This window comes from Winslowiella sp. 2C04 (assembly GCF_050037805.1).
In the GTDB taxonomy this organism is placed as follows: domain Bacteria; phylum Pseudomonadota; class Gammaproteobacteria; order Enterobacterales; family Enterobacteriaceae; genus Erwinia; species Erwinia toletana_A.
In genome coordinates this window covers 2,334,260-2,356,891 of record NZ_CP188300.1, presented here as the reverse complement: position 1 = coordinate 2,356,891, position 22,632 = coordinate 2,334,260, and the positions used below count along the sequence as shown (strand labels likewise).

General features: G+C 52.5%; 16 protein-coding genes. 7 read left to right on the top strand and 9 right to left on the bottom strand.

Annotated features, from left to right (window positions below):
* Positions 1-36: 36 nt before the first annotated feature.
* The 6 genes from ACP3TC_RS10440 to ACP3TC_RS10415 all read right to left on the bottom strand — a co-directional run bounded on the left by ACP3TC_RS10440 (position 37) and on the right by ACP3TC_RS10415 (position 7,786).
* Positions 37-3,129, bottom strand: coding sequence for an efflux RND transporter permease subunit (locus ACP3TC_RS10440; protein WP_426818163.1), 3,093 nt, complete (start codon positions 3,127-3,129; stop codon positions 37-39).
* The gene (locus tag ACP3TC_RS10435) at positions 3,126-4,235 is read right to left on the bottom strand and encodes an efflux RND transporter periplasmic adaptor subunit (RefSeq protein WP_426818162.1); all 1,110 of its coding nucleotides are present in this window, start codon (positions 4,233-4,235) and stop codon (positions 3,126-3,128) included. The genes ACP3TC_RS10440 and ACP3TC_RS10435 overlap by 4 nt, the downstream gene beginning before the upstream one ends.
* Before the next feature lie 72 nt (positions 4,236-4,307).
* Positions 4,308-4,922, bottom strand: coding sequence for a TetR/AcrR family transcriptional regulator (locus tag ACP3TC_RS10430; RefSeq protein ID WP_313857557.1), 615 nt, complete (start codon positions 4,920-4,922; stop codon positions 4,308-4,310).
* A 277-nt stretch (positions 4,923-5,199) separates the two neighbouring features.
* Positions 5,200-5,631, bottom strand: coding sequence for a hypothetical protein (locus tag ACP3TC_RS10425; RefSeq protein ID WP_426818161.1), 432 nt, complete (start codon positions 5,629-5,631; stop codon positions 5,200-5,202).
* A gap of 391 nt (positions 5,632-6,022) precedes the next feature.
* Positions 6,023-7,348: a PQQ-dependent sugar dehydrogenase gene (locus ACP3TC_RS10420; RefSeq protein WP_426818160.1), complete on the bottom strand. Its 1,326-nt coding sequence runs from the start codon at positions 7,346-7,348 to the stop codon at positions 6,023-6,025.
* 12 nt (positions 7,349-7,360) lie between these two features.
* Positions 7,361-7,786, bottom strand: coding sequence for a DUF2231 domain-containing protein (locus ACP3TC_RS10415; RefSeq protein ID WP_313851986.1), 426 nt, complete (start codon positions 7,784-7,786; stop codon positions 7,361-7,363).
* Between the two features lie 193 nt (positions 7,787-7,979).
* Between ACP3TC_RS10415 and ACP3TC_RS10410 the strand changes: the two genes are divergently transcribed.
* A complete protein-coding gene (locus ACP3TC_RS10410) occupies positions 7,980-8,408 on the top strand; it encodes a nucleotide triphosphate diphosphatase NUDT15 (protein WP_313851987.1) in 429 nt (142 codons plus the stop codon).
* A 5-nt stretch (positions 8,409-8,413) separates the two neighbouring features.
* On the opposite strand, the gene ACP3TC_RS10405 is transcribed toward ACP3TC_RS10410, so the two are convergent.
* The gene (locus tag ACP3TC_RS10405) at positions 8,414-9,859 is read right to left on the bottom strand and encodes a hypothetical protein (protein WP_426818159.1); all 1,446 of its coding nucleotides are present in this window, start codon (positions 9,857-9,859) and stop codon (positions 8,414-8,416) included.
* Between the two features lie 769 nt (positions 9,860-10,628).
* Here ACP3TC_RS10405 and ACP3TC_RS10400 point away from each other — a divergent pair.
* Positions 10,629-13,175, top strand: a complete 2,547-nt coding sequence (locus tag ACP3TC_RS10400) for a glucose/quinate/shikimate family membrane-bound PQQ-dependent dehydrogenase (protein WP_313851989.1) — start codon at positions 10,629-10,631, stop codon at positions 13,173-13,175.
* Between the two features lie 222 nt (positions 13,176-13,397).
* On the top strand, positions 13,398-14,357 hold the full coding sequence (locus tag ACP3TC_RS10395; RefSeq protein WP_426818158.1) for a sulfonate ABC transporter substrate-binding protein: 960 nt from the start codon (positions 13,398-13,400) through the stop codon (positions 14,355-14,357).
* Positions 14,358-14,446: 89 nt separating this feature from the next.
* Here ACP3TC_RS10395 and ACP3TC_RS10390 read toward each other — a convergent pair whose 3' ends face one another.
* Positions 14,447-15,511, bottom strand: coding sequence for an SDR family oxidoreductase (locus ACP3TC_RS10390; protein WP_426818157.1), 1,065 nt, complete (start codon positions 15,509-15,511; stop codon positions 14,447-14,449).
* A 95-nt stretch (positions 15,512-15,606) separates the two neighbouring features.
* On the opposite strand from ACP3TC_RS10390, the gene ACP3TC_RS10385 reads away from it, so the two are divergent.
* The 4 genes from ACP3TC_RS10385 to ACP3TC_RS10370 all read left to right on the top strand — a co-directional run bounded on the left by ACP3TC_RS10385 (position 15,607) and on the right by ACP3TC_RS10370 (position 22,060).
* The gene (locus tag ACP3TC_RS10385) at positions 15,607-16,515 is read left to right on the top strand and encodes a LysR family transcriptional regulator (RefSeq protein ID WP_313857718.1); all 909 of its coding nucleotides are present in this window, start codon (positions 15,607-15,609) and stop codon (positions 16,513-16,515) included.
* Positions 16,516-16,823: 308 nt separating this feature from the next.
* A complete protein-coding gene (locus ACP3TC_RS10380) occupies positions 16,824-17,909 on the top strand; it encodes an efflux RND transporter periplasmic adaptor subunit (RefSeq protein WP_313851992.1) in 1,086 nt (361 codons plus the stop codon).
* 10 nt (positions 17,910-17,919) lie between these two features.
* Positions 17,920-21,021, top strand: a complete 3,102-nt coding sequence (locus ACP3TC_RS10375) for an efflux RND transporter permease subunit (protein WP_426818156.1) — start codon at positions 17,920-17,922, stop codon at positions 21,019-21,021.
* Positions 21,022-21,025: 4 nt separating this feature from the next.
* A complete protein-coding gene (locus ACP3TC_RS10370; protein WP_313851994.1) occupies positions 21,026-22,060 on the top strand; it encodes an AI-2E family transporter in 1,035 nt (344 codons plus the stop codon).
* Here the strand turns inward: ACP3TC_RS10370 and ACP3TC_RS10365 are convergent.
* Entirely contained in the window at positions 22,057-22,626 is a 570-nt protein-coding gene (locus ACP3TC_RS10365) for a helix-turn-helix domain-containing protein (protein ID WP_426818155.1), read from the bottom strand. The genes ACP3TC_RS10370 and ACP3TC_RS10365 overlap by 4 nt on opposite strands.
* Positions 22,627-22,632 lie beyond the last annotated feature (6 nt).

Here is a 22,632-nt window from a genome sequence, read left to right as displayed (position 1 = left end):
GGCCAAACGATAACAATCCGGACCTGGCCCATCCGTTTATGACGACGAGATGCGTTCTACCGCTTGCTGCGGATTATCGGGACGTATTTTAAACCAGATGGCATACATTGCAGGCAGAAATACCAGCGTGATAATCGTGCCGCCAAACGTTCCGCCGATCAGGGTATAAGCCAGCGTTCCCCAAAAAACGGAGTGCGTAAGTGGGATAAAGGCCAGTATAGCGGCCAGCGCCGTGAGTAACACCGGTCTCGCCCGCTGGACCGTCGCCTCCACCACTGCATCGAATGGCGAAAGTCCTTGATGTTGGTTATGGTGGATCTGCCCTATCAGAATCAGCGTGTTTCGCATCAGAATACCCGATAGCGCAATCAGGCCCACCAGCGCATTAATGCCAAACGGCTGACTGAAGAGCAGTAGCGTCGGCACCACGCCTATCAGCCCCAATGGCGCGGTCAGGAACACCATCACCATCGCCGACATTGAACGGACCTGCAGGATAATGATCAATAACGTAATGGCAATCATGATGGGAAACAACGGAGCCATCGCCCTGGTCGCTTTTGCGGACTCTTCAATTGGGCCAGCCTGCTCAATGCGGTATTCAGCCGGAAGCGTATCGATGATCGGCTGCAATTCTTTCATCACTGCTGTGGAAACATCTGGCGGTTGCAAATTTTCGGCAATATCTCCCCGCACGGTAATGGTCGGGGTGCGATCGCGACGACGCAGAACCGGATCTTCCATTCGCACCTCGACATCCCCAACCTGCGATAATGGAATACGCTGGCCGGCAGAGCCCACTAACGTAAAGCCGGCTATTTTTGCAGGATCCAGCCGGATATCCCCGGCTGAGCGCCCCACAACCTGCACCGAACGGATGTTTTCACGTACAGAGGTAATCGGCGTTCCCGAAAGCAAAAACTGCAACTGCTGTGCGACTGCATTTGACGTCAGTCCCACCGCCTGCAACCGGTTCTGATCCAGCGTGAAATGCAGCGTCGGCACTCGGGAGCCCCAGTCTGAATTCACACTCCTCATCATCGGATTCAGCTGCATAACTGCCTCAACTTCGCCTGCAATCTCGCGCAGTTTGACTGGATCTGGCCCGTTAATACGATAAGCTACCGGATAGGGTGAATAAGGACCAAATACCAGCTGAGTCACACGGACACGTGCTTCGGGCGCCAGGCCGTCGGCTGCGGCTTCACGAAGCCGCAGCTTGAGAGCTTCACGTTCCTGCTGGCTGGCTGTAAGCACGACAACTTTGGCAAACGACGGATCGGGTAGCTCTGGCGCCATAGCCAGATAAAAACGTGGCGACCCCTGCCCAATATAGGACGTGACGATTTTTGCCTCTTTCTGTTTTTTCAGCCAGTTTTCGATTTTCGCCGTGGCAGCGCTGGTCTGCTCAATAGAGCTGCCATATGGCATCTGAACTTCAACCAACACTTCCGGCCGGTCGGAGGTGGGGAAAAATTGTTTTTTGACCAACCCCATGCCAATAATGGCGACGGTAAACACGGCCAAAACGCTACCGGCCACTATCCATTTGTGCGCAATAACACGGGTCAGTAACTGACGAAAACGATTATAATTTCGTGTGTTATAGATGGCTGCATGCCCACCTTCAACCGGCTTTATGTCTGGCAACATTTTCACGCCGAGATAAGGTGTAAAGATCACCGCCACCACCCATGAGGCAATCAAAGCAATACCCACTATCCAAAACATGTTACTGGTGTACTCACCGGCAGTGGACTGTGCAAAGCCGTTAGGCATAAAGCCAACGGCTGTCACCAGAGTACCGGCCAACATCGGGGCGGCGGTATGACTCCAGGCATAGGCAGAGGCTTTGATACGGTCGTAGCCCTCTTCCATCTTCACCACCATCATTTCAATGGCAATGATCGCATCATCCACCAACAAGCCGAGCGCCAGGATCAGCGAGCCCAGAGTAATGCGGTCAAAGTTCTTACCGGAAGCCTCCATAACCACAAACACCACAGCCAGTGTCAACGGCACGGCAGCAGCAACTACCACGCCCACCCGCCAGCCCATGCTGATAAAACAGACCACCATCACCACAAGCAATGCGACAATAAATTTAATCATAAACTCGTTAACGGCTGAGCTGATATTGACTGATTGATCGGTGATCTTGGTTAATGTCATCCCTAGAGGCATAGCCTCGTTAATTTTTATCGTCTCTGCATCCAGCGCTCTCCCCAAATCAAGACCGTTCCAGCCCTCACGCATCACGATACCCATTAATAATGCAGGCTCCCCCTGGTTGCGAACCAGAAAGGTCGCAGGATCTTCGTAGCCGCGTTCAACCGTCGCCACATCTGACAATTTCACCGTCCTTCCCTGGGCTACAATTGGCGTTTCGCGGATCTTTTCCAGCTTATCGAATGCGCCATCCAGACGGATAAAGAGCTGCGGGCCGCGCGTATCAATGGAACCTGCAGGCGTAAGTACATTCTGACTGTTTAGTGCGGAGAAAATATCCTGAGGAGAGATTCCTGACGTCGCCAGCCGGTCATGTGAGAATGAGACAAAGATTCTCTCAGCCCGCTCTCCGATAATATTGACCTTCTTGACGCCCGGCACGTGCAGCATGCGCTGGCGCAGTGATTCGGCATCACGTACCAACAAGCGTTGTGGCTCGCCCTTTGCCTTCAGAGCAAATAGCGCGAAAGTAACATCGGAGAATTCGTCATTGATCATTGGCCCGATTACGCCTGCCGGCAGGCTTTTTGCCTCATCGCCAAGCTTCTTGCGCGCCTGGTAAAACTCCTCCTGCATCTGTGAAGGCGGCGTGCTGTCCTGCAATGACAGCATGGTAAAGGCCAGTCCGGGGCGCGTGAAGGTCTCGGTGCGATCGTACCACTTGAGCTCCTGCATCCGCTTTTCCAGCGGCTCGGCCACCTGATCCTGCATTTCCTGTGCAGTCGCGCCCGGCCAGGCTGTGATAATCGTCATCTGCTTAACGGTAAAGGGCGGATCTTCTGCTCGCCCTAGCTCGAAGAACGACAGAATACCGGCCACGGTAATCAGGATAATAAGGAATAAGGTGATTGAGCGCTCGCGGACGGCAAACGCTGAAAGATTAAACCGCCCGCCGCTCATGGCTGGCTCCCGACGACAGGGATATCGCCCGGCTCACTTAATCGGACCTGCTCACCGTCATGCAGTAAATGCGCGCCTAAAGCGACGATCTGCTCACCGGCTTTTAGGCGACCGGTCACCGTTGCCGAATCGTCGGTGAGACCAAGCACCTGTACAGGCCGCCACGACACTTTTTCAGGTTTTCCTGAAATGCTCCAGACACCCGGCCCTTTACCCGGATCATGTATGGCGGCTAAAGGGATCCGCAACATCTGATGGGAGATTTTTTCCTGCGGGATATGGAGCGTAACGGTTGAACCAAGCGGTGCGCTGGCAAGTGCACCCGCAAGCACGTATCGTGCCTCGAAGGTACGCGTCATAGGATCGGCCGAATCGGAAAGCAATCTGAGTCTGGCGGGAACGGACTGTTTTTCGAGGCCATATAAAGTGGCCTGGGCCTCACTGTCGACAGCCGGGCGCAGCGTCTCAGGCAAATGTACGATCGCTTCACGCTGCCCCGCCCGCGCCAGCCTGATAACCGGCTGACCGGCGCTAACCACCTGCCCAGGCTCGGCGAGCGTGTCCATCACCACGCCATCGGCATCAGCCAAAAGCACGGCATAGCCGGTCGCATTACGTGCTAGATCGGCCTGAGCCTGTGCTGCACTAAGATCCGCTTTGGCGGTAGCGGCAACGGCCTTGATCTGATCCCAGTAAGAAGCCGATATAACCCCTGTAGCGACCAATCCGCGATAACGAGCTTCGTCAGCGATTGCCTGACTGGCGCGGGCGCGGGCGGCAGTGACCACCTGCTGCTGGGCTTGAGCCTGCAAGCCAAGGTCAACCGGATCAAGACGCATCAAAGGTTGACCGCTTTTGACGCTCTGGCCCGCGTTCACCAGACGTTCAAGTATTTTGCCTTGCACCCGGAAACCCAGATCGCTCTGAACACGCGCGACGACCACACCGCTAAATGCGCGCGATGAGTCGATGGCGTTCATCACGGTTACAACCCTGACCAAAGGAGGCTGACTACGCGGATCGTCGACGCCAGAAGAGTCGTCACACGCCACAAGGGCCAGAGACGACAGGCAAACGGCGAATATCACTGCTTGGGGCCTGAGCATGGATTACCTAACGATTAACAGGAGAGTAATCGCAGTTATATACTAGTGACCAATAATGTCAATAGTCACAACTCAGGGTGAGAGGCTTCTCAGTATTAATGATGAAAGCAGCACAGATGCAGAAGTTGCAGTCTCAAGATTATATTGCAGCTGAACAGGACTGATATAAGGTCGCATCACCAGATAGATCGCATCTACAGCTTCATCCATTGGCGTCTTACGCTCAAACTCCCCCGACTCTCGCCCTTCCTGAAGGATCTGCTGAATGAGCAAGCGCACTCGTTCAACATGGGCCTCTGCTGAGGGCCAATTGTCTCGCGCAGCGACTGCTGCGATGTCATAAAGCTTGCGATCGTGAAAGAACAAATCGCTGCCGGCTTCAGTCAGCGCTCTGAATAAGCGCCTCAATTTTACTGAGGCTGAAGGGGCGTCAACCATTGCAGAGTTGACAATATCCATAATCATTGCAAGCCGGTTGCTGCAGATCACCTCACCGATTGCCTGTTTGGAATCGAAAAACTTATAGATATAAGCCTTTGAAAAGCCGATCGCCTTAGCAAGATCGGAGACCGTGGTTTTCTCATAGCCAAAATGACTGAAGTGCTCTGTGGCGGCTTCAACGACCTGATCCCGGACACTGTGGTCCGATGGCCCGCGCTGGGGATGTAATTGTGTGTGCTTTGTCATTTCTTCAGCTTAACGTAACGGACTTTAATTAACAACGCGTGACCATATTGGGATTTAGTCATAGGTATAATTTAGTCATTACCCGGTATCTTTCCATTCCCGGGACTTGCTTGTCATGACGTGTTTCCTGGCATCAAAAGGAGATGAAATTATTATTTGGCATCTCGTTCGGCTTCCCGGTAGCGCAGTCAGGCGCCTGTTGATACTCTGGTATCAACTAAAACTTCATTGCGAGCCGAGTTTATGGTTTTTTCACCATTTATCGAATGCGATACTTTTATGCAGTGAAATTTTCGTTGTCTCCCACCGTGTCATCTCTGCCACGTTTCAACAACAAGCTTTGCCACTCTGTTATCAGCTGTTCCTGCCGGTTTTGCATTTGTCGTAACTGCCGCAACAGAGACTGCTGCTGTAAGGTAAGATGCTGTTGCTTAGCGTGTATACCGGAAATTTTTTGCTTCTGCCTGTCTAATTCCCGGTGGGTTAAGCTACCCGACCAGCTCAACATTTTTTGTAGCAGCAGGCTTAGTTCGTTACTGCGGTTGATACAGACCTGTAGCGATTCAAGCGTCTGCTGAAATTGCTTTTTCAGTTCATCAAGACGGTAACATACCCTTCCCTCACGTCGCGGTTTTAGCGACCTTAAGCTGTATAATGACAACCCTGTTACCGATAAAACTAATTTACCTGTCGCTGCACGTCGTCGCATGATCAATCTCCTTGCTGATAATCAAGAGAGTCAATTCGTAACGGATATCATGCTAACTAATTATCCGCTATTGAACCGCCATATTGCGCTGTTCATGATTTAAATCCATCTTTATCCTAACCAGGTTAACATTCTATTTACTAAGTCTGCATAACCGTAGTGTGAATTAGCGCCATTTGTCACTGAACAGGCAAAAGTAAATGTAAAGCCTGAGCGCGCAAAATAAACCAATTTATTTAACTGCTTTTAAGCTTTCGCGGTAATAAATAAGCTGATTAATATGGGAAAGGGAAAGTGATTGAGGGTAAATTGCTACACATGATAATAATTCGTTAGTTATCTATATATTCTGGCAAAGGTGCCAGTCTGACCGAGACTGGCACCGTTTTTGTTACTGTTGACTATTAGACGCGGTTACGCGCCAGACGCTATTGCCGGCGTCATCAGCAATAATTAAACCACCCTGCTGATCCTGTGCCAGTCCAACCGGCAACCCTCTGACTTGCTTTTCATCATCGGTAAGAAAACCGGTCACTACCGGTTTGGGCTGGCCGACAGGCATACCGTCTTTAAATTCCACCCAGTCAACCCGATATCCATTCAGCGGTTTCCGGTTCCAGCTGCCATGTTCGCTGATAAATGCTCCGCCGCGATATTCAGCAGGCAGATTATTGCCAGTGTAGAATAACAGACCAAGCGGAGCGACATGGGAGCTTAGCGCGTAATCCGGCTTGATGGCTTTTTCCACCAGATCCGGGCGTGGTGGCTGCGCGCGTTGATCAACATGCTGACCAAAATAGCTGTACGGCCAGCCATAGAAGCCGCCCTCCTGTACCGAAGTCAGGTAGTCCGGTACCAGATCGGCACCAATTTCATCTCGCTCATTGACGACCGCCCATAATTTGCCGGTCTCAGGCTCCCACTGCAAACCGGTAGGATTACGGATACCGCTGGCGTAAATCCGGCTGGCCCCGCTGGCCGTATCGACCTCCAGCACTGCGGCACGGCGATATTCTGCACCGATCCCGTTCTCCGCCACGTTACTGTTGGAGCCGACACCGACATACAGCTTGCTGCCGTCGGGGCTGGCGAGCAGCGCTTTTGTCCAGTGATGGTTTATCGGGCCGCCTGGCAATTCGGTCAGTTCCACACCCGGGTCGGTAATTTCAGTCTGGCCGCTTTGATAAGGATATTTCATAATCGCGTCTGCATTGGCCACATACAGCGTATTACCGACCAGTTGCACGCCAAAAGGCGAGTGCAGATTTTTCAGCAGGACATGTTTTTCCCAGCCTTTACCCTCACCACCGGTGTTACGCAATAAGGTAATGCGGTTGCCACCCGTCGCCCCTTTACCAGAAGACTTCTTAATAATGCCGGTAATCAATTCTTTAGGTTTGGTGGTAGGTTTTGACGGGCCATTGGCTTCAACGACCAGGATATCGTTATTTGGCAAAACATAGACCTGGCGCGGATAGAGTAAATCTTCAGCAATTTTCTCGATTTTTAGCCCCTGGGCTACTTTTGGCGTTTCACCCTGTTTCCAGTCAATTTTGTCAGGCACCTGCATCGGCGGCAGCAGGAAATTTTTTGCTTCCGGCAGCGTAGGATCGGGGCCAGTCTGTTGTTGCGGATCTATTTTTGCGCCGTCATCACAACCTACCAGCATTAACGGCACCGATAGCGCCATCAGCGAAAGAAAACGTGAAGTTCTCATTAAAACTCCTCCTTAAGCTGTGCGCTGGCGCAGAGCAAGTTGCAAATTAGCGATAAACAGCAGCAGTACCACTATCGTCGACAGGATAACGCCCGCAGGCACCACCGCCCAGGCATCGCGACTATGAACAAAGGCATTGATGATTGACACCACGACCGCCAGCGCCCAGAACCAGAAATGCAGTTTAAGCGCAGCGGGCTGTGGCATTGATGACCGTGGCCAGACATGAGTCAGGCTGATCAAGCGCGGAACAATGGCTATCACCAGACCAAAAGCAATCAGCCAGCTGGCTGCCTGCGTCCAGAAGATTTCATAGCTGTACAGATAAATGATATCGAATAGCCAGGCCGCCACAAAAAAGCCGAGCGGAATTGGGTTAAGCCATTCGTACAGCACTACCGCAAAGGTAGAGCGGGGAGGAACGCCGTTGGACTTCATTTACAGACTCCTTAGCTACCATCAGTGTTAACGGCCAACACGCGGCCGTATCCCGGAACTCTAAAATATTAGTAAATGTAATCAATTTAGACAGAAAGATATGACAATAAGTGGTTGAAAGCGGTAGATGGATTTGATTATCAGCCCCGGATAATGCAGGCTGAGGCGGGAAATTAATCAACAGGAGCAGTGAATGTTAACTCCGCGAATTGGTGTCGGCGTGCTGATTTTTCGCGACGGTAAGCTATTGTTAGGTCGCAGAAAAGGCAGCCACGGCGCCGACAGCTGGTCTGCACCTGGTGGTCACCTTGAGTTTGGTGAATCCATCGAGCAGTGCGCCCAGCGCGAAGTACAGGAAGAGACAGGTCTGAAGCTGGATAGTATCAGCATTGGCCCCTATACCAACGATATATTTGTCGAAGACAAGAAACATTACGTTACGCTGTTTGCGATTGCGCATCAGCCAGTGGGAGAGCCGAGGTTGCGTGAGCCGGAAAAATGTCGCGGCTGGCAGTGGTTTGCTGTTCATGCCTTACCCTCGCCGCTCTTTGTTCCCCTGCAAAATCTGCTGCAACAGCAGGGTCATGATTGCTTAATCCGACTGGCGCAGCAGCTTGATTGACCATGCTATAAGCGCCCGGCTTCCATCTGGTCGACAGCATCTGGCGCTGACTGCGCATGAGAATAAAAAAATGGCAGATATCCGGCCCCCAGTGACGCACCGATCACCATGCTGTTCAGCACGCCTGAAAACGGCACGGCGTTAGCGGCAGAAAATGTCGTGGCAAACAGCGCAGATCGTGAAGCGATGGTATTGAGCAGCTGGTCAGTGGCGGTCTTCAAATTCAGCTCTTCAGCCTTACGAGAGCTCACGTTTAACTGCAGGGAGGGATTTTGCTGTTGCCGCGAATTTATGCAGCGATAGGTCATTTCATCAACTGCCTCCCCGGTGGTATTAACAATAGCTTTCCCCACCATATTTGCGGCTGTATGGCCAAGTAAAGGTTCCAGCGCGCGGGCTAACAATTCCATTCCTTCAGACACCAGCACCTGATTAACGGCATACGCTGCAGCTGATTTGCTGCAAACGTTCAGGCATATCGAAGGTTTGTTATTATCGCCCAGCCTGACGAAATACTGAATAGCGTCTCTTAGCGGCACATAGACAAACACCGCGGCCACTAACGCATTAGCAGCAGCCACCGCGCCACCGCTGGCCACTAAAGCCGAGCCGGCTCCGGTTATCAGCGCAATATTTGCCAGCCGGGCAGCCAGGCTTGCCCGGGTCTGTGTGCCCGCATGCAGGTCTCTGGCTATCCCCATTAGCTGAAGAGCAATTGGCGTGGCAATAGCGATACCTGCCAGCGCAATATTTGCCCCTGCGGGCGCATTGCGCAATAAAAATGGCAGGACGTTTTTAGCCATATATTCTCGCATTGCGGTAGGTATGCCGACGGATAACATATTGCGACTCAGCGCTTTACCCATATTTTTAGCATGCAGCTGTAGTGCATCGAGATTTTGTTTTGAATTGATTACGCACCCATAACCTTCACCGCATTGAAGCGATTGGTGCTGTGATTGCGGGAGAGTAATAGTAACATCATTATTTATACTCCGCGGCCTCTCCTGCGGCAATGTGGAATTAAATGCAGCGGTGGTATCCAGCAGAAAAACTTGCGTTACCTGACTATTGTCACTTTTATTGCTATAACTTTTACTGTCCTCATCTGGCATATCAATAATAACACTTTTTGAGCTGGTATAGTCGGAAGTTTTTATCCTCTCAATAGACGAATGAACCTCACCCAGTAGTGATAAATGACTGATATTAATGTCTTTAATCATAAGATCGCCCCGTTGATTGCGGGTGGCAATTAACGTCCCCTGGAACGAGTAACAGCGCGGCCTGATAGTGGGAGAAGCTTGCGATAACGGCGGTAAGTTTTCAGGAAGTGACGCGACGCGGCGTAAGTTTTGGATAAAAGAATCCACCTCATGATCCTCAGAATTTAACATTGCATGATTAACTGAGTAATCCAGATAATAACCGTCTGTTTTATCTGCTTGCATAACATGCCCTCCTCCCTCTCAATAAATTGAAACGGAAAATTCCAGCTGAATTAATGATTTTTAAGCATAGAGGAGCAATTGATTCACACTTATATAAAGCGCTCATTAACTACTTTGATATCTATATGAAATACTTATATTAGAAAAAAATATTTTGCTGTGCACCTGGCGAATTGTGCCAGCGAGCAATATGACTGTTCAGCCGTTAATCTGACAGCGCAGTATGTGATAGTTCCGCCCGCGGTCAGATAATCAGCAAATGTGACTGTTATAACACTCACCAGCAATTTATTTTAATCTTTTCACACCCGTCGCCAGGTAATAACTGCTTAATAGTTTACCGGCTGAATATTCATCGATATCGCCACCGCTGCCGCTCTTTTGCGCGCCGGAGCGCATAAAGCGCGCGCACTCAACCTCATTGCAGCTTATGACGAGTAAAAAATGATGTAGTTATGTTAATGCATTATTAATATCTGTATGGCATTTAGTGAATAATCACGCGTGGTAAGACTTTTCAATCTACGCCAATAAGGTTTACTATACGCACCATTATCGTTCCAAATGGTTCATTTGCCCCATTATAGTTAACCGCGCCGTGCTGTCGCAGTTTTTGGTTGCCTGTGCAAAAAATATCCGATTGTCGTTAGCAAATTTTCTATAAATGGACGTTAATTCAAGTACTGGTGGTACCAGGTGGCGATAATTTTCCCAAACTGTTAAGGCACTCATGCTGCGGATCTGTCGCAGCTTCATGGTGAGATAAATCATGTTAAATCAAAGCAGTAAACGTAGTACCGGGGTCTATCTGATGTGGGCGCTTGGCGCTCTCATGGGGATCATTGGTCTTGCCATTGGTATTGGTGGCGGCTGGCTGGTTTCATTAGGCGGAAGTCTTTACTTCCTGCTGATGGGCCTGGCAATGATCATTTCTGCCGTGCTGATCATTAAACTCAAACCTGCCGGTGCATGGCTGTACGCGCTGGCATTTGTGTTATCTGTCATCTGGGCAATATGGGACGCGGGCCTGAACTTCTGGCCACTGTTTTCCCGTCTGTTTATGTTCGGCGTGCTGGCTTTCCTGGTGGCGCTGGCCTATCCGTTCCTGAAAAAGCGTGCCGGACGTGAAGGTACGAAAACCGCAAGCTACAGCCTGGCTGGCCTGATGGCCGTCGCGCTGGTTGCCGGTTTCGGTTATACCTTTGTGCCTGCGCCGATTATCAGCGCCAGCGAAGATATTCCGGTTAAGCCTGTTGCGCCGGGTACCGAGCAGAAAAACTGGGAGCATTGGGGTAACACCACCCACGGTGACCGTTTTGCCGCACTGGATCAGATTAACAAATCCAACGTTAATCAGCTGGAAGTCGCGTGGATTGCCCATACCGGTGATATCCCACTGAGCAACGGTTCCGGTGCCGAAGACCAGAACACTCCGCTGCAGATTGGCGATAAACTGTTTGTTTGTACCGCTTATGGCAAAGTGCTGGCACTGAATGCTGATGACGGTAAACAGCTGTGGGCATTTGACCCGAAAGCGAAAGCGCCAAACTGGCAGCGCTGCCGTGGTCTTGGCTACTTCGCTAACAGCGAAGCCCAGCCAGCCACTACCGCCGCTGCGCAGGCTGACGTACAGCCATCTGCTGCTGCCGCTCAGGCTGCATCACAGCCGGCTGCCGCCAGCGGTGAAACACCTGACCAGCATCCCGCGACTGCGGCTGAAGCCACAACGTCGGATACTGGTGCATCACAGCCACAGGCTCCTGCCAGCAATATCAACGCTGCTGCGCCTGCTGTCTGTGAACGTCGTCTGTTCCTGCCAACTATCGATGCACGTCTGATCGCCATTAATGCTGACACCGGTGAAGCCTGTGCTGATTTCGGTGATAACGGCGTGGTTGATCTGAAAGTTGGTATGGGTGAAGTTAAAGATGGCTACTATCAGCAGACCTCTACCCCGCTGGTTGCCGGAAATCTGGTCATTGTCGGTGGTCGCGTCGCGGATAACTTCTCTACTGGCGAGCCTCCGGGTGTGGTTCGTGCCTACGATGTTCACAGCGGTGAGCTGGTATGGGCATGGGATCCGGGCAACCCGGCTGTCACCCGTCTGCCGCCAGAAGGGATGACTTATACCCGTGGTACGCCTAACGTCTGGTCTGCGATGGCCTATGACGCCAAGCTGAACCTGGTATATCTGCCAACCGGCAACGCCACCCCAGACTTCTTTGGTGGTGAGCGTACTGCAGAAGATGACAAGTACAGTTCATCTATTGTCGCGGTTGATGCTGCAACCGGTAAAGTCCGCTGGCATTTCCAGACTACCCATCATGACTTGTGGGACTTTGACCTGCCTTCACAGCCGCTGCTGTACGACCTGCCAGACGGTAAAGGTGGTACCACTCCGGTGCTGGTTCAGACCAGCAAGCAAGGCATGATCTTTATGCTCAACCGCGAAACCGGTGAGCCTGTAGCAAAAGTTGAAAATCGTGAAGTTCCACAGGGCAACACCCCTGGTGAGCGCTACTCAAAAACTCAGCCTTTCTCCGTTGGCATGCCGAACATTGGTAACCAGACGCTGAAAGAGTCAGATATGTGGGGCGCGACTCCGCTGGATCAGCTGCTGTGCCGTATCGAGTTTAAAGGTATGCGTCATGAGGGCGTCTTTACCCCACCAGGTTTAGATCGTTCCCTGCAGTTCCCAGGTTCACTGGGCGGCATGAACTGGGGCAGCGTGTCGGTTGATCCGAACAATGCCATTATGTTTGTTAACGACATGCGTCTGGGCCTGGCTAACTACCTGGTGCCACGCAGCCAGGTTCCAAGTGGTGCCAGCGGTATCGAAATGGGTATGGTTCCAATGGATGGCACACCTTATGGTGCAGTGCGCGAGCGCTTCCTGTCTCCACTGGGCATTCCTTGCCAGAAACCACCATTTGGCACCATGTCAGCGGTTGACCTGAAAACCGGCAAAATAGCCTGGCAGGTTCCGGTTGGTACTGTGCAGGATACCGGTCCAATGGGTATCAAAATGCATATGCCAATGGAAATCGGTATGCCAACTCTTGGTGCGAGCCTGTCTACCCAATCCGGTCTGCTGTTCTTCGCCGGTACTCAGGACTACTACCTGCGTGCTTTCGATACTGCAAACGGTAAAGAGATCTGGAAAGCACGTCTGCCGGTTGGCAGCCAGTCTGGCCCAATGACCTATGTTTCACCGAAAACCGGTAAACAGTACATCATTATCAGCGCCGGTGGCGCGCGTCAGTCGCCAGATCGCGGTGACTACGTGATTGCCTACGCACTGCCAGAGCAGAAATAATCTCTCTGCATTACTGACCAAAGCCCCGACCTGTCGGGGCTTTTTTTATGCTCTGACAACTGCAGAAAACTGACTGAGCAAATGCTAAAAAAGCATTTATCAATTGGCACTATATTATTCCAGAAAAGCCGTTTTCATTTCCTCACTCTGTCGCCAGGATAATGGGATTCCGCCGTTTCAATCTGGTGCGGAAGTCATCCTTTTTCAGTCAGAGATCAGATAATGCATAAAAAATGGTTCACTAAAGCTTTGCCGGCCGCCGCAATTCTGCTGGCCCTTTCTACCACCAGTTACGCTGCATTTGCCGGGACAAAGCCTGAGACGGTTAATATTGGCTATCAGAAAGCGAATATCTTCGCCTTATTAAAGTATCGCGGCACTCTTGATGACAGTTTTAAGCAGCAGGGAATCAACGTGCGCTGGGTCGAGTTCCCGGCGGGGCCACAAATGCTGGAAGGTCTTAACGTTGGAAGTATTGATTTGGCCGCCACTGGCGATGCGCCCCCTACTTTTGCTCAGGCAGCGCAGGCTGATTTAGTCTATCTTGGCCACTCTCCGGCCAATCCTAAAACCGAAGCGATTGTGGTCGCGGCCGATTCGCCGATCAACAGTGTTGCCGATCTGAAAGGCAAAAAAGTCGCACTGAATAAAGGTTCGGATGTTAACTATTTGCTGATTGCAGCACTGGAGAAGGCTGGCCTGAGCTACAAAGATATCACTCCGGTGTATTTGCCGCCGGCCGACGCCCGCGCCGCGTTTCAGCGCGGCGCGATTGATGCCTGGGTTATCTGGGATCCGTATCTGGCAGAAGTCGAAACCCATGCTAACGCCCGCCAGATAAAAAATGCTGAAGGCCTGGTCCCGCATTACACCTTTTATCTCGCCAGCCGCAAGTTTGCTGAGGGCCATCCTGAAACCGCGCAGAAAGTACTGAGTGAGCTGGCGACGCTTAGCGAATGGGCAAACCAGCATCAGGCTGATGCAGCGCAGATCCTCGCTAAATCAACCGGTCTGGACCCGGCTATCTGGAATAAGGCGCTGGCACGTATGCCTTATGGTGCCGAGCGCATGACGCCGGAAGTGTTTAAGCAGCAACAGGCGCTGGCCGATAAATTTACAGCGACTGGCCTGCTGCCAGTGAAAGTGGACGTCAGCAGCGCCAGGTGGTCACAGGATAAATAATCATTATCGCCATTTGGGGCAGCATTCTATTGAGAAGGGAGCCAAAATCGGCTCCCTTGCATTTCTCCTGACAATAACCCGGCGAAGAGTTATGGAATCAGTTTTTCCGCCCGGAGCTTATCAAACAGTTCAATAAAGGCATCGCGGGTACACTGATAACCGTTAAAACCGGCTTTACGGCTTTTACTGATATCGGTAATCACCTCCATCGGGCGACCGAGATCGGCATCGGTATGCCACCAGGAGGCCAGCTTATTCACATCGCTCTGCTTCAGTGAATACTGGCTGGCAATCTCCTGCCACTGGGCAGCGGCATCATTCATGCGCCCTTCCAGCGGTTGCATTTCGCCACTGAAAGGCACCGCTTCAATGCCAAAGTAATCGGCGATTTGCGTCCACATCCACTGCCAGCGGAACACGTCACCGTTCACTACGTTGAAATCTTCATTGTTAGCCTGCTCACTGGTGGCTGCCCACTGAAGCTGATCGGCCAGCAAACGCGCGTCGGTCATATCCGTCACGCCGCTCCACTGCACTGCCGAACCCGGGAAAATAAATGGCTGCCCGGTGTGTTTACACAGCGTGGCATACACTGCCAGCGTTTGTCCCATGTTCATCGCATTGCCGACCGCGTAACCAATGATGGTATGCGGGCGATGTACGCTCCAGCTGAACTGGTACTTTTTGGCCGCAGCAAAAACTTCGTCTTCCTGCGCATAATAGAAATTTTCTACCGGCTGACGCCCCTGCTCTTCACGGAACGGCGTCATCGGTACTTCGCCTTTGCCGTAGGCGTCAAACGGCCCAAGATAGTGCTTCAGGCCCGTGACCAGCGCCACATGACCGCCCTGCAACCGGCTGCCCAGCACATCCAGCACGTGACGCACCATCGCGCCATTGACGCGGATATTCTGTTGCTCATTTTCCTGACGCGCCCAGACGCTGAAGAACACCTTATCAACCTCGATACCTTGTAACGCCTGCTGTACCGCCTGTTCTGAGGTTAAATCGGCGGTCAGTGCGATGCAGCCAGCCGGAACTGCGCTGTTACCGCGTGACAAACCATAGACCTGCCAGCCATCAGCCAGTAGCCTGGTCGCCAGCGCGCTACCCACAACACCGCTGACGCCGACAATCAATGCACGTGATTTCATTTGTTCTCTCCATCAGATTAAGACCTAAAGCTTAATATGGAATTTAATTCTCATCTAAGGTATATATTCATCAATTTAACGACAAAAATTCACTAATCATGATTTCCAGCGATCGTCTTAAAGGTATAACGCCGTTTGTGGTCAGCGTAGAAACCGGCAGCTTTACCGCTGCTGCCGAAAAGTTGCACCTGAGCAACTCCGCCGTCAGTAAAAGTATCGCCCGGCTGGAGGAGCGCTTAGGTTCACGGCTGTTTGACCGTACCACCCGCAGCCTGTCACTGACTGATGCCGGTCAGGCGTTCTATCAAACCTGTAGCCGGGTGCTGGATGAACTGGCGGAGGCCGAATCGGTGCTGGTCGCTCAGCGCAACCGTCCGGCGGGCCGCTTACGCCTTGCCCTGCCGCACTCCTTTGGCCGTTTACAGGTGGTGCCGCTGCTGAACCGCTTTTGCCACCACTACCCGGATTTACAGCTGAACATCACCTTTACCGACCGCTTTGTTGATCTTATTGAAGAAGGCATTGATATTGCAGTTCGTATAGGTGGCCCGGGGGATTATCCCGCATCACTCGGCTATCACTATCTTGGCAGTGAACGACTGATTTTTTGTGCCGCACCGAATTATCTGCAACAGCATGGCACACCGTTATCTGCGCAAGCGTTAACTGATCATCGCTGCATTGCTTACGCCCGACACGACGGCAGCACCACGCCATGGACCTTTCCTGCTGCAGACGGCCGCACGCTGACGCGCGAAATTGCTCACGCGATGGCGCTGGGCGATGGAGAGGCGCTGTTATCGGCGGTGGTCGCCGGGCTGGGCGTGACGCAAATAGCGACCTGGCTGGTGCGCAAGCAACTGGACAGTGGTGAACTGGTGCCGCTGCTGGAAACGTTGTCAGTTGAGGGTTTGCCACTGACGATTCTGTGGCCGCAAAAAAAACAGCTAACGCCAAAAGTCGATGCGTTACTGCAGGCTCTAAAGACGCTGACCATCAGTTAATCTCGCTCGACAGCGCAATTAGCGAATCTGTCTGTGCTGCATTGTACGGATTTTTTCAACAGCGCCCTTTTGCAAGGCAAGGACGCTTGATCGAGTTTGGCTAAAAAGTCACCCCTTACTACGGGGGCAGGCCCGACGGTGAATGTGTTACAACGCAGGCAACATCATGGTACTGCGTGATGCTCCATCGCAGCCACCTGAAATGAGATAATTCTCACAAATTTCCTGCTGGCTTGATCAAGATTAATATGGTGTTTTCTAAGAAAAATACAATATTTAGTAATATCAACCTTGTCAGGTGAATCACTATGCATATCTTCATACGAACTGCTGCGCTGTGTCTGAGTTGCGTGTTTCTGGTAAGCACTGCCCAGTCCTCGCCTCTGCCCGCAGTGAAAGTTATCACCACCGAGATAAAGCATTCCGCCAAAGCGCTGCTGTATATGGGGCGTGTTGAAGCCATTCAGACGGTTGAGGTGTTAACCCGCGTTGAAGGGTTTATTGCCAGCCGCCACTTCACCGAAGGCCAGATGGTCGAAGCCGGGCAGTTATTATTTGAAATTGAACCGGCACAACACCATGCGGCGGTCGAGCAGGCGAAAGCCCGGGTGCAAAGCGCCGAGGCGGTGTTACGTAATACACAATTGCATCTCGGCCGGTTACAGCGTTTAACCGCCAGTAAAGCCATCAGTAAATCCGACGTCGACGCCGCAGAGGCCGAGCGCGATATCGCCCGCGCTAATCTTGCTCAGATGCAGGCTGAACTGAAAACGCAGCAACTGAACCTCAGTTATACCCGCATCACCGCGCCGATTTCCGGACGCATCGGCCATACACGCTTCAATACAGGCAGCCTGATCAATCCCGCCAGTGGTTCGCTGGTGACAGTGACGCAGCTGGATCCAATCCGCGTCAGGATTTCAGTCAACGAGCACGACTATATAACCGCGATGCAGCAGCCAGAGACGGCGAAAAGTTTTCGTTCGCAGCTGACGCTGGCCAACGGCCATCCTTATCCACAACCCGGCAAATTTGAGTCCGTAGATAATCATATCGATCCACAGACCGGCAGCGTGGCGGTCAGGCTGAACTTTGCCAATCCACAGCATCTGCTGTTACCCGGTGGCGTGGTCAATGTCGCGCTGGAAGCCGGCCAGCCACAAAACGCCATAACCATCCCGGTTGCGGCCCTTTCGCAGGACAAAGAGGGTTATTTCGTTTTGTTGGTTGATGAGGATAACCATGTGGCGCTGCGACGCGTCACGCCTGGCCGCCAGGTTGAACAGCACTATCAGGTGACTGCGGGTCTTGAGCCGGGCGAGCGAGTGATTGTTTCCGGTATTCAGCAAGTCAGGCCCGGTATGGTGGTGAACGCCACTGCCGCCAGCGAATAAGGCGATCGCGATGCTACATTTTTTTGTCAGACGTCCCAAGTTTGCGATGGTTATCGCACTGATTATCAGCCTTGTTGGTTTACTGGCGCTGACGATTATTCCGGTAGAAAAGTTCCCTGAGATCACCCCACCGGTGGTCAGCGTCAGTGCGGTCTATCCAGGTGCCAGCGCCCGCGATGTCGCCGAAGCAGTCGGTTCACCAATTGAAAGCCAGATCAATGGCGTCAGCAATATGCTGTATATGGAGTCCAGCAGCAGTAATAACGGCAGCTACTCATTGACCATCACCTTCGCCAGTGGAACTGATCCGGATATGGCGGCGGTCGAGGTACAAAATCGCCTGTCGCAGGTCAGCGCCCAGTTACCCGCCGAAGTCATTAACAATGGCATCTCGGTGCGCAAAAGAGCCACCAATATTCTGCTGGGGCTCAGCGTTCAGTCACCTGGCGGCACTCACAACGCGATGTTTTTGAGTAATTACAGCAGCATTCGTCTGAAGGATGCGCTGGCAAGAATCGACGGCGTCGGTGATGTGCAGATTTTTGGTTCCCGCGACTACAGTATGCGCATCTGGCTGAATCCGTTACGGATGGAAGCGCTTAATGTCACCACCGATGAGATTATTGCGGCACTGCGTCAGCAAAATGTACAGGCTGCCGCCGGTCAAATCGGTGCTGCTCCCACGCCTGCCGATCAGCAAAAAACCCTGACCATCAGCGGCAGTGGGCGTCTTTCTACGCCGGAAGAGTTTGCCCGCATTGTGATTCGCAGTAATCAACACGGTGGCATGGTACGGCTGGGCGACGTCGCCAGCACTGAACTGGGAGCAGAAAGCTATCAGGTTAATGCCGCGATGAATAATACGCCCGGCGCATTTTTGATGATCTATCCAACGCCGGGTGCTAACGCGCTAAGCGTTGCCAGCGCAGTAAAAGCAGAAATGGCGCAGCAGGCACGGGCATTTCCGGATGATATGACCTTTGATATCAATTTCGATTCAACCGATTCGATCAGGGAAACCCTGCGCGAGATTATGCATTCGCTGGTTCTGACCTTACTGGTGGTACTGGCGGTGGTGTATCTGTTTATGCAGAGCCTGCGCGCGACCTTTATCGTGGCGTTGACCATTCCGGTATCGCTGCTCGGTACCGTGGCGGTACTGCTGCTGTTTGGCTACTCGATTAATATGCTCAGTTTATTTGCCATGATTCTGGCGCTGAATATCGTGGTCGATGACGCGATTGTGGTGGTAGAAAATGTTGAGCGCATTATGGTGGAAAACCCGCAGCTTGGGCCGTTTAAAGCCACCTGCGAGGCAATCACGCAAATCGCCGGGCCGGTAATCGCTACGACCATGGTATTACTGGCGGTATTTGTGCCGGTGGCGATGCTGCCGGGGATTACCGGCGAACTGTATCGTCAGTTTGCCGTCACGCTGGCTACCGCCATGGTGCTGTCCAGCGTGAATGCCCTGACGCTGACGCCAGCGCTTACCGCCACGCTGCTCAAGTATCGTCAACCGCCAACCAGCGGTCCCTTTGGTGCCTTTAATCGCCTGTTGCAAACCACTCGTGACGGTTATTTACGTGCCGTGACGCGCATAAATCGTTACAGTGTCACAACCATCTCCGCTCTGATACTGGCCGCGGGCGCGACCTGGCTTTGTTACAGCCTGTTGCCGGTCGGGTTTTTACCAGAAGAAGATCAGGGCTATATGTTTATAAATGTGCAGCTGCCGGATGGTGCCTCACTGGCTCGGACGCAAACGGTAATGGAGCAAATGTACCAAGCCGTCGCTGCCGATCCGGCGGTAGACGATGTGATTAAGATTACCGGCTTCAGTCTGCTCGGCGGTGGCAACGCAGCGAACGGCGGTTTTGGCATCGTGCAGTTAAAACCGTGGAATGAGCGCGAACCGATCGATCAGGTTCTGCCGCGCATTCAGCAACAGCTTGCCGCCAACCCTTCGGCGATGATGATGGCTTTTGTTCCTCCGGCTATTAACGGGCTGGGTAATGCTTCGGGCTTTGATCTACGCATTCAGGCACTTGACGGACAATCACAGCAGGAGCTGGCGCGCACCAGCCATGCGCTGATTATGGCGGCCAATCAGCAGCCGGAACTCAGCAGAGTATTCACAACGTTCAGCGCCAGCGTGCCGGAAATGAGTTTAACCGTCGATCGTGAACGCGCAGCGTTACTTAATGTGCCGGTAGATCGTATTTTTACCACCCTGCAAACCGCGCTGGGCGGTATTAACGTTGGCGATTTTACCCGCAGCAATCGGCTGTTTAAGGTGCAAGTACAAAATGAGATGACCTGGCGTCAGCGCAGCGAGCAAATTAATCAGTTATCGGTGCGCAGCGACAGCGGCGCGCTGGTCAGCCTGAGCCAACTGGTTACGTTAACCCCCTCAGTTGGTTCACCGTTTATCGCGCAATATAACCAGTTCCCGTCGGTGGCGGTGAGCGGTTCGGCAGTGGAAGGCGTCAGTTCAGGTCAGGCGATGGGCGTTATGGAGCAGCTGCTGGACAGCGAACTACCCGAGGGATACGGCTACAGCTGGACCGGCATGTCCTTACAGGAGCTGCAAAACAGTGGCAAAGCGATAATGATTTATCTGGCGGCACTGGTCTTCGCTTATCTGTTCCTGGTCGCCCAGTATGAGAGCTGGACGATACCGGCGGCGGTGTTACTGTCGGTGCTGTTTGCCCTGATGGGTGCGGTAATGGGATTAAAGCTGGCAGGTTTAGCCAACGATATTTATGCGCAAATTGGCCTGGTGTTATTGATTGGCCTCGCGGCGAAAAATGCTATTCTGATTGTTGAATTTTCCCGTGATTTGCGGGAAAAAGGATTGTCGATTCAGCAGGCTGCGCAACAAGGGGCGCAACAGCGTTTCCGGGCGGTTATCATGACAGCGATTTCGTTTATTTTCGGCGTGTTACCGCTGGTGCTGGCCAGCGGTGCAGGCGCAGAAAGTCGGCAAATCATCGGTATCACGCTGTTTAGCGGAATGCTGGCCGCCACGGCAATTGGGCTGTTCTTTGTCCCGTCGTTGTATCTGCATATACAGCGCCTGCGTGAATGGAGCAAAACTAAAGGAGAGTAGCGGCGTGTTAAATTCATCGACGGATAAACTGGTCAGGGTTTTGGCGATTATCACCATGCTGCTGGTGATTTTTGCCAGCCTGAAGGCCGCGTCGGCGCTGGTGGTGCCGCTGATATTATCGCTGTTTTTTGCCATTGTGCTTAATCCGTTGATCCGGCTGGCAGAGAGGATCCGCGTGCCGCGCGTGCTGGCGATTCTGCTGCTGATGAGCTGTTTTGTGGTGATTATGCTGCTACTGGTAGCAGCACTCAGCAGCACACTCAATGAATTTGCCCGCACCCTGCCGCAGTATCGCAGCATGTTAACCCAGCCGCTGCTGGATACCCGCGCCCTGCTGTTAACTATGGGCATTAACATCTCGCTTGATGAGATGATGCACTATATCGATCCGTCAATCGCCGTGCGGCTGGTGTCCGGTGCCGTGGGGTATTTTTCTAACGCCATGACCGCAATGTTCCTGCTGATTATGACGGTGGCGTTTATGCTGCTGGAGGTGCCGAGCCTGAAGCAGAAAGGTCCCCTGCTGTTTCCGGTGCCGTCCCGCGCCATGGCGGCCATTCGTCATGGCTTAAGAAGCGTCACCCACTATCTGGTCTTAAAAACCGTGATCAGCCTGATTACCGGCCTGACGGTCTGGCTGATGCTGTGGGCGATGGATATTAAATTTGCTTTTCTCTGGGGCACGCTGGCGTTTGCGCTAAATTATATTCCCAATATCGGCTCAATTATTGCGGCTATTCCGCCGATTATTCAGGCGTTGCTGTTTAATGGCCTCTATCCGGGGCTGGGAGTTATCGCTTTCTATCTGGCGATCAACCTGCTGTTCGGTAATATCCTCGAGCCGCGTCTGATGGGCAGAAGTTTAAATTTATCGACGCTGGTGGTGTTTATTTCGTTGTTGTTCTGGGGATGGCTACTCGGGCCCGTCGGGATGATCCTGTCGGTACCGCTAACGGTGGTGGTTAAACTGCTGCTTGAGCAGCTCGACGACGGTAAAAAACTGGCGATTCTGCTGAGTGATAATCCACAGCAGCATTAACGTCCGACGCAGGGGTAATGGATTAGATCGTGCAGCCGCACATTGTGTTGGCTGGCGTTGCGATAGCTGTGCGGGCGATCGGCCTGAAAACGCAGCGCTTCGCCAGCCGCTAGCTGATGCCATACTCCGTCAACCATTAGCTCAAGTTGCCCTTCTGTGACAATCACATGCTCGATTACTCCCTGCTCATGAGCTGAAGATTCACTGAGCGCGCCCGGCGCCATGTCGATAACAAACATATCGAAACCGAGCTGCTTATCAAATGGAAAAAGTGGCACCACGCGCATATCAGCATTGTCCTGGCTGAACACCGGCAAATCGGCGTAGCGCTGCACCACTGGCGGCAGTTGCCCGGCTGCGTTGCCGATAAATGCCGAAAATGCGACGTTAAATCCGGTGGCAATTTTCCACAATGTCGCCACCGTTGGGCTGGATTCACCTCGTTCAATTTGCCCCAGCATCGCCTTACTGACACCGGTCTGTTCTGCCGCCTGAGTCAGACTCCACTGGCGCAAATGCCGCAGCTGTTTGAGCGTGTCTGCCAGGTGCTGATTAAGTTGCTGCATCGCGTT